10 protein-coding genes are annotated in these 12,743 nt (G+C 43.2%); 1 reads left to right on the top strand and 9 read right to left on the bottom strand.

Features of this window, described 5'->3' with window-relative positions:
• Nucleotides 1-363: 363 nt before the first annotated feature.
• Nucleotides 364-1,785 (bottom strand): cytochrome c oxidase accessory protein CcoG, encoded by a 1,422-nt coding sequence (gene ccoG, locus GFB48_RS12955; protein WP_163936427.1) that lies wholly within the window; start codon nt 1,783-1,785, stop codon nt 364-366.
• Between the two features lie 184 nt (nt 1,786-1,969).
• Here ccoG and GFB48_RS12950 point away from each other — a divergent pair, with 184 nt between their 5' ends.
• A complete protein-coding gene (locus GFB48_RS12950; RefSeq protein WP_163936424.1) occupies nt 1,970-2,833 on the top strand; it encodes a DMT family transporter in 864 nt (287 codons plus the stop codon).
• Nucleotides 2,834-2,889: 56 nt separating this feature from the next.
• On the opposite strand, the gene GFB48_RS12945 is transcribed toward GFB48_RS12950, so the two are convergent.
• From GFB48_RS12945 to atpD, 8 genes are all read right to left on the bottom strand, one after another.
• Complete coding sequence (locus GFB48_RS12945) at nt 2,890-3,210, bottom strand: hypothetical protein (RefSeq protein WP_163936421.1); 321 nt, start codon at nt 3,208-3,210, stop codon at nt 2,890-2,892.
• 343 nt (nt 3,211-3,553) lie between these two features.
• A complete protein-coding gene (gene glmS, locus GFB48_RS12940; RefSeq protein WP_163936419.1) occupies nt 3,554-5,383 on the bottom strand; it encodes a glutamine--fructose-6-phosphate transaminase (isomerizing) in 1,830 nt (609 codons plus the stop codon).
• Between the two features lie 18 nt (nt 5,384-5,401).
• Complete coding sequence (locus GFB48_RS12935) at nt 5,402-6,166, bottom strand: DeoR family transcriptional regulator (protein WP_163936416.1); 765 nt, start codon at nt 6,164-6,166, stop codon at nt 5,402-5,404.
• Nucleotides 6,167-6,286: 120 nt separating this feature from the next.
• Nucleotides 6,287-7,657: an L-serine ammonia-lyase gene (locus GFB48_RS12930; protein WP_163936413.1), complete on the bottom strand. Its 1,371-nt coding sequence runs from the start codon at nt 7,655-7,657 to the stop codon at nt 6,287-6,289.
• A gap of 75 nt (nt 7,658-7,732) precedes the next feature.
• Nucleotides 7,733-8,989: a serine/threonine transporter gene (locus GFB48_RS12925; protein ID WP_163936410.1), complete on the bottom strand. Its 1,257-nt coding sequence runs from the start codon at nt 8,987-8,989 to the stop codon at nt 7,733-7,735.
• A 376-nt stretch (nt 8,990-9,365) separates the two neighbouring features.
• Complete coding sequence (glmU, locus tag GFB48_RS12920; RefSeq protein WP_163936407.1) at nt 9,366-10,730, bottom strand: bifunctional UDP-N-acetylglucosamine diphosphorylase/glucosamine-1-phosphate N-acetyltransferase GlmU; 1,365 nt, start codon at nt 10,728-10,730, stop codon at nt 9,366-9,368.
• A 167-nt stretch (nt 10,731-10,897) separates the two neighbouring features.
• On the bottom strand, nt 10,898-11,323 hold the full coding sequence (locus GFB48_RS12915) for a F0F1 ATP synthase subunit epsilon (RefSeq protein ID WP_163936404.1): 426 nt from the start codon (nt 11,321-11,323) through the stop codon (nt 10,898-10,900).
• Between the two features lie 12 nt (nt 11,324-11,335).
• Complete coding sequence (gene atpD / locus GFB48_RS12910; protein ID WP_163936401.1) at nt 11,336-12,730, bottom strand: F0F1 ATP synthase subunit beta; 1,395 nt, start codon at nt 12,728-12,730, stop codon at nt 11,336-11,338.
• Nucleotides 12,731-12,743: the final 13 nt, after the last annotated feature.

Here is a 12,743-nt window from a genome sequence, read left to right as displayed (position 1 = left end):
GAACACTAAAGTACATTGAGAAAATCGTTTTGTTGATTTTCAAATGCCTGTGAGTGCCCACACAGATTACTTGATTACATTGTTAAAGAACGTTTGACCGTGTCGGTCAGGGCTGTGCATTTTACTGATTACCAACCCTAGGTCAAGCACTTTTTTAAAAGTTTTTTCAACCGTTTAAAAAAGGGGTTTTGCTTGATGCTGGCAAGGTTTCTAGCGTGTCCTTGTCAGCGGATTTGTATTATAGGTATGAACGCTTATGATGCAAGTATTTTTATTGAATTTTATTTCAATTGGTTACTTTTCGTGACATTGGTAACAATAAAAGGGGCTTACGCCCCTTTTATTGATTTAATATCGATCAATTTAGTTAAATGCACTAAAGAATCTTGATTCTTGTGTTGCTGTAATTTCTTTGTTTTCTAGACTTTGCACGCTGAAACTTATGTTTACGATACTTTTATCTAATTCATATTGGTCAGTTGCAATACTAATAGGTACATTTAATATTTCACCTGACTTTAAGGTTACCTGGTTCGGCCCCGTCCAACGCATTACATCGACGCCTTCAGTGCTAATTTGATAAGTTTGGGTCGCTTCGGTTTTATTCAGAACTTTAATCGTATAGGTATTTTCGACTAAACCATCATGGGTCATTCGATAAAGCGCGTTGCGATCTCTGATAATATCTATTCGAACAGGATCAATATTAATTAACGCATAAGTGAACAACCCTGTGAAGATAGCGAGTACCACGCCATACCCTACTAGCTTTGGACGTACGGTATGTTGATGCTTTCCTGCCAACTTATTTTCTGTAGTGTAGCTGATTAAGTTTTGCTGATAGCCCATACGTTCCATAGTATTGTTACAAGCATCAATGCAATTACCACAATTAATACACTCATACTGCATACCATTGCGGATATCGATACCGGTTGGGCACACCTGTACGCATAGGTCACAGTCGATACAGTCACCTAGACCTTTTTCTTTAGGGTCAACTTTACGTGAACGTGGCCCACGCTTTTCTCCACGAGTGGCATCGTAACCAACAATGAAAGTATTTTCATCGAACATGGCGGACTGGAAACGGGCGTAAGGGCACATGTGGGTACACATAATTTCACGCATCCAGCCAGCGTTACCATACGTCGCAAAGGTAAAGAAAATAACCCAGAAATAAGTTAAGCCAGCGGATTCGCCAGTAAAGAAATCAATATACAGCTCTGTTGCCGGCACAAAGAATGAAATAAAAGTTAGTGAAGTGCCAAGTGCCACGGTTAACCAGGCAAAATGCTTTAAGCCTTTGCGCCACACTTTATTGAAGTTCCATTGCTGCTTATCTAAAGCAATGCGCTTGTTACGGGCTCCCTCTATTTTTTCTTCAAACCAGATAAAGATAAAAGTCCATACGGTTTGTGGACAGGTATAGCCACACCATACCCGCCCCAAATAAGTTGTCACAAAAAACAAAGCAAAGGCGGCTACCATTAACAAAGCAGCGAGCAAAGTTAGATCCTGTGGCCAAATAATTATGCCGAAAATGTGGAATTTCTGATTTATTAAATCAAACCATACAGCTTGACGATCATTCCAACTTAGCCATGGCAGCATCAAAAAGGCCAACATTGCTACCCAGCCCATTCTTTTTCTTAAGGTGCTCCAAAAGCCCTTAACCGCTCTAACATATATGTGATTACGTGGAGAAGCATAAGCCGTTTTTGACGACTCAGGTTGATGAATCTCAATAGGTTGTAATTTTTGGTATTTATGTGGCTCTGGCATACTACGTCACTAAGCAATGATAATGTTTTTTTCGATTATACGGAATCTGTAGGTTATTTCATCGCCTTTATTAACATTCCGCTTAGCTTTTAATGTAGATCAATATATTAAATCTCAATTAAATAAAGACTTTCTGATGGTTAATGTGCAAACTAGCTTGCTCAATGATCAACAGTAATTATCTATGTCCCCTTATAGCTCTGTTCAACTTGTTCTACTCGCTGCCATTTGGGGTAGTTCATTTATGTTCATGAAGATCGCAGCCTTACCTTTAGGGCCTGCGTTTCTTATTGAGTTTAGGGTATTGCTTGCTGCTGTATTACTATCTGGATTTGCTCTCTACTTTCAGCATCGGCTTCCCTTAATCCAACACTGGCAATATTTTACTATCATCGGCCTATTTAACACCGCATTACCTTTTATGCTTTTCGCTTATGCCGCTCAAACCATTTCTGCTGCAACTTTGTCTATTCTAAATTCTACCGCACCGATATGGGCGGCATTGATCACCCGCTTTTATTTTCGCCAGCGATTATCCACTAAAATCAATATAGGTCTCCTGCTGGGCTTATTTGGAGTCATTATCCTTGCAGGTGGTGATGCCTTTGCCCTTGGTACTACTGCTATACCTGCTTTAATCGCCGGTGCTGCTGCCGCACTTTGTTATGCCATTGCCTCCCATTACACCAAGACGGGACCTAAGCTTTCTGCTTTTCATAATGCCCATGGTAATATGTGGGCCGCATCATTACTGGTGCTACCTATGCTATGGCTGATGCCAATGCGAGAGCCTGCGACGGAAACCGTTATCTGGTCTGTCATCTTTTTAGGGATAGTTTGTACAGGGTTTGCTTATTTACTGTATTTCAAATTGGTTGAAAGCATAGGGGCGAGCGGGGCACTGAGTGTGACCTTTTTAATTCCCTTGTTTGGAATCTTATGGGGCTACTTATTCTTAGGTGAAGCAATCACTTTAAGTACCATTACTGGGGCAGGGTTGGTTATTATCGGTACTGTGTTAGTGACAGGGTTTAGCTTAAAGCGCTAAACGAAAGAAAAGTGGGCATTTTTTGCAATTACCCACAGATTAAGTTTATTAATCTTTTAGATACTACGTTGTACCAATGCAAATTTACCTTTAACCCTTTGTCCACGCATCCGTTCACACCAAAAACTATATAAAGGGTAAATTACAGCAGAACCAATTAAAGAAAAAATAAAACCTAAAAACCCATATACAGCTGATGAAAACCAGAACATTTGACTTGCTGAATCCGCACCAGAAGAAACGTTGGTTACAAGTAAATGAAATGCCACAGCAAATGACAACCCTACACCCAAGCAAACCCAAATTGCTACAACCATAAATGAAGCAAAGTTCAACTGTATTCTTGCCTCATTACTATACTGCTCTTGAATATCCATATTTACTGCATTCCTCTGTGGCATGTATCGGCTTATAGAGATGAAACTCAATAAGCCTCCTCTCAACAATTAACCAAAAAATAATATGTCATCTTAACGAATTGAAATAAAGACATATTTACATAGATATTTGGAGAGCCTAAAAGAGCACGCAAGAAAAAATTATAAAAGCCAAAAGGCCAGCTACATAGTAACTGGCCTTTTAAATAATCTACTCTTTTTTAAACGAAATAGTGCTTAGACAAGGCGCTAAACCTGACTAGCCATGGGAGCTTAGTTCGCTAAGTGACCGTGGTAGCCAGGTGCAAGCAACGCCGTATAAGTTGCGATTTAGGCAGAAAAATTATTCTACGGTAACTGATTTTGCCAAGTTCCTCGGCTGATCCACGTCAGTCCCTTTAATTAAGGCTACATGATACGACAGTAACTGCAGCGGCAAGGTGTAGATAATCGGTGCCATAAACTCATCACAGTGCGGTACGTTGATCACTTTCATGGTGTCATCGGACTCAAAGTGGGCATCGTTATCGGCGAATACATACATTAAACCACCACGGGCACGTACTTCTTCAACGTTTGATTTCAGTTTTTCTAATAGTTCGTTATTAGGCGCAACCACAATCACAGGCATATCCGCATCAATCAATGCAATTGGACCATGCTTTAGCTCACCTGATGCATAGGCTTCGGCGTGAATGTAGCTGATCTCTTTTAGCTTTAGCGCCCCTTCCATCGCAGTTGGATACTGATCACCACGACCTAGGAATAACGCGTGATGCTTATCCGCGAAGTCCTCTGCCAATGCTTCAATATCATCATTTAATGTCAGCGCCTGTGTCACCTTAGCTGGCATGCTTTGCAAGCTTTGACCAATGGCTTTTAAAGTTTGCTCATCGGTACCATTATGGCGACCAATGGCGGCGGTTAGCATTAGTAGTGCAGCAAGCTGTACCGTGTAAGCCTTAGTTGATGCTACACCAATTTCTGCGCCAGCATTCATCATGTAAGCCATATCAGACTCACGTACCATAGAGCTGCCTGGGGCATTACAAATGGTTAAGCTAGTTGAGTACCCCATTTCTTTTGCAAGACGCAGCGCTGCTAAAGTATCTGCAGTTTCACCCGACTGAGAAATGGTCACTAATAGGCTATTAGGGAAAACGTGTGATTTGCGGTACCGAAACTCAGAGGCAATCTCAACATTACAAGAAACACCCGCATGTTGCTCTAACCAGTATCGTGCCACCATACCCGCATGGTAACTGGTACCACAGGCAATAATTTGAACATGCTTAACATCTTTTAGCAGTTCATTCGCACCTTCACCAAAGGCACTGTCCAATACTAAGCCATTTTCTAATCGCCCTGCTAAAGTGCGTTGTAGCGCTTCTGGTTGCTCGTAAATTTCTTTAAGCATAAAGTGACGGTATTCACCTTTATCACCCGCATCATGACTCACATTATGTTCTGCCACTTCACGTTCAACTTGCTCACCGGCCTGGTTGAAAATGGTTACAGAGCGGCGCTTAACCTCGGCAACATCACCTTCTTCAAGGAAAGCAAAACGACGGGTTACTGGCAGTAGAGCCATCATATCCGATGCCACAAAGTGCTCACCAACACCATAACCAATCACTAGCGGGCTACCAGAGCGCGCCACCACCATGGTTTCAGGATCATTCTTATCAACGACCACGGTACCATAAGCACCATCAAGCAGTTTAACGGTCGCTTGCAGCGCGGTGAGTAATGAATCATGGCTTTTTAATTGGTGGTGTACCATATGACCAATCACTTCAGTGTCAGTATCTGACTCAAAGGTGTAACCAAGGTCGGTTAATTCGGCACGCAGTTCTTTATGATTTTCAATAATACCGTTATGTACAACGACAATTTGTTGGTTTGAATGGTGCGGGTGGGCATTACGCTCACTTGGCTCACCATGTGTGGCCCATCGGGTATGAGCAATACCAGTGCCACCAGCAAGTGGAGCAGCTTCTAATGCTGTCGCTAACTCTCTTACTTTCCCTACACGGCGAACACGCTCTAATGAGCCATTATTTAAGATCGCCACGCCAGCAGAGTCATAACCACGATATTCAAGACGCTGTAGTCCTTCTACAAGAATTTCTGCTACATCCCTTTGGGCGATAGCGCCAACAATTCCACACATATTGATTTCCTTTAATTTCTAATCGTTTACCGCTGCGATTAACAGCTTAATATTCTTTTGTTCAAGCACGAGCTTATCTGCTTCACTGAGTCCATCATCGGTGATCAAAGTTTGAATTGAATCCCATGGCAACTCTAGATTTGGCATCTTGCGATTAATTTTAGACGACTCCACCATCACCACGACTTCTCTTGCGACATCAGCCATGGCTTTGCTTAAGCCAAACAGTTCATTGAAGGTAGTTGTGCCACGTTCAAGGTCGATGCCATCGGCACCAATAAAGAGTTTATCGAAGTTGTAAGATCGCAATGCTTGCTCTGCTACCTTACCTTGGAATGCCTCTGAGTGGGGGTCCCAAGTACCACCTGTCATTAATAAGGTTGGCTCCTCATCTAGCGCCTGCAGAGCATTGGCAATCGCCAATGAATTGGTCATCACTACTAGACCGGGTTGATGGGCGAGGTGAGGGATCATCGCCGCCGTGGTTCGGCCACTATCAATAATAATACGGCTATGCTCCTGCAATTGTTCAGCAGCCAATTTACCAATAGCTTGCTTAGCAGGACTGGTGGCTTCATCATTAACAAACTCTTGAGGGATTTTTACCGCACCACCAAATTTACGCAGTAATACGCCACTACGCTCAAGTTCTGCCAGATCCTTGCGAATAGTCACTTCTGAAGTAGCAAACATGGCGGCAAGGGTTTCCACACTCACTTCGCCTTGACTATCTACATACTCGACGATATTCCTTCTTCTTTGTTGAGTATTGCGCTTCGACATAAAACTTTAACTTTCGTTTTGAAACTTAGCGAAAGTTTAATGAAACTTAGTGAAAAATAAAAGCCCTAAAACCAAAAAAGCCTCGATAACAATCGAGGCCTTGAAAAATATTAAAGAAGATTAATCTTGCATCAATACTTTGATTGCCAGACCACCTTGAGAGGTTTCACGATATTTTGCATTCATGTCTTTACCTGTGGCATACATAGTAGCAATAACTTTATCCAAACATACTGTCGGTTGTGAGTTACGGCGAAGTGCCATACGTGCGGCGTTCACTGCTTTTACCGAAGCAATCGCATTGCGCTCAATACACGGCACCTGTACTTGCCCCGCAACAGGATCGCAAGTCATACCTAGGTGATGCTCCATACCAATCTCTGCTGCAACACAAATTTGCTCTGGGCTTGCCCCCATAAGGTCAGCAAGACCAGCAGCAGCCATAGAACAAGCGACTCCCACTTCCCCCTGACAGCCGACTTCGGCACCAGAAATAGACGCGTTAGTGTGGTAAAGCACACCTATCACACCCGCGGTTAGATAAAAACGACTGTATTCTTTACGATCTAGCTTCTTAATAAATTTATCATAGTAGCTCAGTACCGCAGGAATAATACCTGCAGCTCCATTAGTCGGTGCGGTGACTACACGACCACCCGCGGCATTCTCTTCTGATGCCGCTAAAGCAAACATGTTAACCCAGTCGATCACTGTCATTGGGTCTTTATCTGTATGCTCAGTTGCTTCTAAAGCGCGCTTAAGTTGCGCTGCACGACGAGGCACGCGTAGTGGACCTGCAAGAATACCTTCAGTCTCACTACCACGTTGTACCGCACCACTCATGGCTTCCCATAGGCGATCAAAGTTCGCATCGATCTCGTCTTGGGTGCGCCACTGCAATTCGTTGGCATGCACTAGTGCTGAAATACTTAGGCCGTGCTCTTTACACTGAGCAAGCAACTCTGCAGCACTGTTAAAGTCATAGCTGATAGGCTTAATATCATCGGCACTCAGTTCTTTACCAAATTCGCTATCTTCAACAATGAAGCCACCCCCTACTGAGTAGTAAGTTTTTGAGTAAACACATTCTTTGCCCGCATAAGCATGCACTTGCATGCCATTCTCATGTTTCTCAAGTACGGTTTCATGAAAACGAACAGAACCAATAGGAAAATCTACGATTTTACCATTAGGGCCAATCGCCAGCTTCTCGTTCTTTTCAGCGTCACTGATAACAGTAGGGATAGAATCGATGTTTACAGTATCAGGGTTATTACCGTTTAAACCCATAATAATTGCGATATCGGTATGGTGACCTTTACCCGTTAAAGATAAAGAACCATAAATATCAGCATCGACGCGAGTCACGCTATCCATTAAACCGTTTTCAATAAGTTCGTCGCTAAACTGTTTAGCGGCCTTCATCGGACCAACGGTGTGCGAGCTTGATGGGCCAATACCGATTTTAAAGATATCAAAAACGCTATACATAAAAACCTCTGACAATAAAAAAGTCGCCCTTTGGCTCCCCAAAGGACGACTCTATAATTTGGGTGTCGCAGCAGTTTACTTCAATAAACCAAATAAAATAGAAGAAATTGCTAACAATCCCATAACAGTCACAAAAATGTTACTTGGCTGACCTTTAAACTGTTTTAAGGCAGGAATATTACGAACCGCATACATTGGCATCAAGAACAATATAGCCGCAATCACTGGCCCACCTAAAGACTCAATCATACCTAAAATTGAAGGGTTAATAATCGCTACCCCCCAAAGCGTGAATAAGAAGAAGCCTGCTAATACTTTATCGAGTTTTTTCTGGCTCATGCTTGTCGCAAACTTTGGTGCTGCTTTGTGTATGATGCCATTTAAACCTTCACGGGCACCAAAGTAATGGCCAATGAAAGATGAGAAAATTGCAGCCATGGCAACAATAGGCCCGAAATAGCTAATAAATGGGCTAGATTTTACATTTGCTAGATAAGACAGAATCGATAAGTTCTGCGCTTTTGCCTCCGCTAATTGCTCTGGGGATAGGCTCATTACACAGCTAAATACAAACAACATTACAAATCCCATTAGCATGGTTGAAGTACGCTTAAGGATAAGACTAGATTTATGCTCTGCATCGTCACCATATTGCTCTTTTTGGGATACTGCAAAAGACGAAATAGCCGGGCTGTGGTTAAATGAGAACACTAATACTGGAATCGTTAACCATACAACACTTAATAGATCACCGGCTGCTGGCACTTTATCAAATGATAACGCCGCCATATTCCAATCAGGGATTAGATAAATAGACATAAACGCAAGAATCGCAACCAGTGGGTAAACCAGCATTTCACAGACTTTAAGGGCCAGTGCGCGATTAGCCATCATTATTGACATCATGCCAACGATTAGGGCTAATGAAAGTGCCCAGCGTGGAAATTGAGGCATACCAAGTTGGTTGACCAAAAAACTGTCAACAGTGTTAGTAATACCGTTACCATAGATAAGTAAAATTGGGTAAATAGCAAAGAAATACAGAATCGTAATTAACATGCCAGCGCCTTTGCCGAAATGCTCTTCTACTACTTCAGTAATATCGGCACTTTTGCTTTTTGATGATAAAACAAAACGTGCTAAGCCACGGTGAGATAGATATGTCATAGGTGCGACCACGACAGCCATAATAACCAGAGGCCAAAAACCACCCATACCGGCATTTATGGGTAAAAATAAGATTCCAGCGCCTACCGCGGTGCCAAAAAGAGACAACATCCAGGTGGTGTCTTGTTTAGTCCATCGACTTAAGTTGTTAGCAGTTTGTTTCATTCTCAATACCTTAAAATATCCCGCAGGATCAATAGGGAATAGGATATTCATTTCCTAAGACGGTAACGTGATACAAATCACATCAGAAAAACCTAAAAATGTTCAAGATCACATTTTTGAGCGCGCAAAAATAAAAGTATGACCCTGCTCACAGTAAGGGATTTAGCCAATCTTGCTAGTTCAAGCTTTGCAGAGCGAAAAGTAGTTAATCGGCCCTTATTTAGCACATTAAAGTGAAAACAAAACAGCAACACAGCCGACACAATCGCAACCAAATAACAACTAAAAATTTTAGCAAGTTATCAGAAAAACGCTGAGGTATTTTATCAAAGGAACAAAAAAGGGAGCCTGAGCTCCCTTTTCTAAATGCGAATTGTTATTTTTTAGTTTTCACTGGGCGCTGCCAATTGGCTAATGCTTTTTGCTTGGTACGAGTCAGTACCAGTTCATTCTCACCGGTAGACTTGGTTAACGTTGTACCGGCGGCAATGGTCGTCCCTTTAGCAATGGTTACTGGCGCCACTAATTGACTGTCAGAACCTACAAACACATCATCTTCAATAATGGTTTGATGCTTGTTAGCACCGTCATAATTACAGGTAATAGTACCTGCACCAATGTTTACCCCAGCGCCGATAGTGGCATCACCAAGGTAGGTTAAATGGCCTGCTTTAGATCCCTTACCTAGCGTCGCTTTCTTCATTTCTACGAAGTTACCAATATGACTATTTTCAACGAGGTGAGCACCTGGGCGTAAGCGTGCAAACGGACCTGCACTAGAATCAACACCTAGCTTAGCGTTCTCAACGATAGTGTAAGGTTTGATTTCACAGTTATCAGCTATTTCTGAATCAATAATGATGGCACCGGCACCCACTTTAACGTTATTGCCAAGAGTCACCTTGCCTTCAAACACACAGTTAACGTCGATTTCAACGTCTGTGCCGACACTTAGCTCACCACGCACATCGATACGGAAAGGGTCAATTAATGCCGCGCCAGCAAGCATTAGCGATTCGGCAACGCGTTTTTGATAGTTACGCTCAAGTTCAGCTAATTGTACGCGATTGTTCGCACCGGCAATCTCAGCGTTATTATTGGTGATCACAGGCGCAACACCGTTACCTTGCTCATGGGCCATGGCAATAATGTCGGTAAGGTAGTATTCCCCCTGGGCATTATCATTGCTAAGCTGACCTAACCAGTTATGCAGATCTTTACCACCCGCGCAAACAAAACCAGTATTGATTTCGGTAATTAGTGCTTGCTCGGCTGTTGCGTCTTTTTGCTCAACGTTGGCCACCACTTTGCCGTTTTCACGAATAATGCGGCCATATCCAAATGGATTATCCATAATCGCAGTTAACAGCGCTGCACCACCTTGTGGCTGGGCATCTAATAAGCCCTGTAAAGTAGCAGGAGTGATAAGTGGAGAGTCACCATATAATACAAGCACTTGGTCTTCATCGTTAATGTGTGGCAAAGCGTACTTAACCGCATGACCAGTACCCAACTGTTCGGTTTGTTCTACAAATGTCACATCCTGTGAGCCTAGGGTATTTAATAATACCTCACCACCGTGACCATAAATCACGATAGTCTGTTCAGCATTAAGCTTGGTGGCCGCATCTATGACATGCTGCACCATGGGTTTGCCAGCCACTTTATGCAGCACTTTAGGAAGGGCGGATTTCATGCGGGTGCCTTTACCCGCAGCAAGAATAACAACTTTAAGCGCCATAGGAACTATCCCTGATATCAAATATAAAATGAAATTGAGGGCATTATAGGCACATATAAAAATGATTAACAGGAATTATAAGCATCCAAGGGTAAGGGGCAATAGAGCAAAGTGCATAGCAATAAAAAAAGGTGGCCAAAGCCACCTTTTTTAACACTGCAAAGCAATTACTTTTTAAGATTACGAACAGACTGAACTGCACGTAATTGAGCTTCCGCCTGCGCCAGCTGAGCTGCCGCTTTTCGGAAGTCAAGCTCACCGCCGTGATTGACCATGTGCTCTTCTGCTAGACGTTTTGCTTCTAATGCTGCTTGCTCGTCGATATCTTCAGCGCGCACCGCAACATCAGCCAAGATGCTAACTGATGATGGTTGTACTTCAAGCATACCGCCAGAAAGATAAATCACTTCTTCCTCACCGTGTTGCTTAATTAAACGAACCATACCAGGCTTAATGGTAGTCAGCAGGGGAGCATGGCCATGTTTAATGCCTAGCTCACCTTCTGTACCCGTTACTTGAATGTCTTCAACGCGACCAGAGAAAAGTGCTTTCTCAGCGCTTACAACATCCAAGTGAACAGTCATAGCTGCCATAACGCCTCCTAATTAGCCTTGGATCTTCTTCGCGTTCTCTAGAGCTTCGTCGATACCACCACAGTACAGGAATGCCTGCTCTGGAACGTGATCGAATTCACCATCTAGTAGACCTTTGAAGCCACGTAGGGTTTCTTTAAGAGGTACTGCTACCCCTGGGTCACCAGTGAATACTTCAGCTACGTGGTAAGGTTGAGTTAGGAAACGCTCAATCTTACGTGCACGAGATACAACTTGCTTATCTTCATCAGAAAGCTCGTCCATACCTAGAATCGCAATGATGTCTTTAAGCTCTTTATAACGTTGTAGAGTACGTTGAACGCCCTGTGCAATGTCATAGTGCTCTTGACCAACAACTAGTGGATCTAACTGACGAGAGGTAGAATCTAGTGGGTCAATTGCAGGGTAAAGACCCATAGCTGCAATGTTACGGTTAAGTGCTACTGTCGCATCTAAGTGAGCAAACGTTGTTGCTGGAGATGGATCAGTGTAGTCATCCGCTGGTACGTATACCGCCTGGATCGATGTAATCGAACCAGTCTTAGTAGAAGTAATACGCTCCTGTAGAACACCCATCTCTTCTGCAAGAGTTGGCTGATAACCTACCGCTGATGGCATACGACCTAGAAGTGCTGATACTTCAGTACCTGCAAGCGTGTAACGGTAAATGTTGTCTACGAATAGTAGTACGTCTTTACCTTCATCACGGAACTTCTCAGCCATAGTTAGACCAGTAAGAGCAACACGTAGACGGTTACCTGGTGGCTCGTTCATCTGACCGTAAACCATCGCTACTTTGTCAAGTACGCCAGCTTCTTCCATCTCGTAGTAGAAGTCGTTACCTTCACGAGTACGCTCACCAACACCAGCAAATACTGATAGACCAGAGTGTTGCTTAGCGATGTTGTTGATAAGTTCCATCATGTTAACGGTCTTACCTACACCCGCACCACCGAATAGACCAATTTTACCACCTTTAGCGAATGGACAGATAAGGTCAATAACCTTAACACCAGTCTCTAAAAGTTCAGTAACGTTAGATTGATCTTCGTATGAAGGTGCATCACGGTGAATCACGTAACGCTCTTCTTCACCGATAGGGCCCGCTTCATCTACTGGTTCGCCAAGTACGTTCATAATACGACCAAGAGTCGCCTTACCAACTGGTACTTGAATTGGTGAACCTGTGTTTTCTACCTCTAAGCCACGACGCATGCCGTCAGTAGAGCCCATGGCGATACCACGAACTACACCACCGCCAAGCTGCTGCTGAACTTCCATCACTAGACCTTGGCTAGTGCCTTCAGTTACAACTTTCAGAGCGTCATATACTTGAGGTACGGCGTTTTGTGGAAACTCTACGTCCACAACCGCGCCAATTACTGAGACTACAATACCTGTGCTCATGATTTATCCTCTA

Origin of the sequence: Paraferrimonas sp. SM1919 (genome assembly GCF_010993985.1) — a bacterium.
Classification (GTDB): Bacteria; Pseudomonadota; Gammaproteobacteria; order Enterobacterales; family Shewanellaceae; genus SM1919.
Note: the sequence above shows the minus strand (reverse complement) of the source record. Positions and strands in the feature narration are given on the sequence as shown.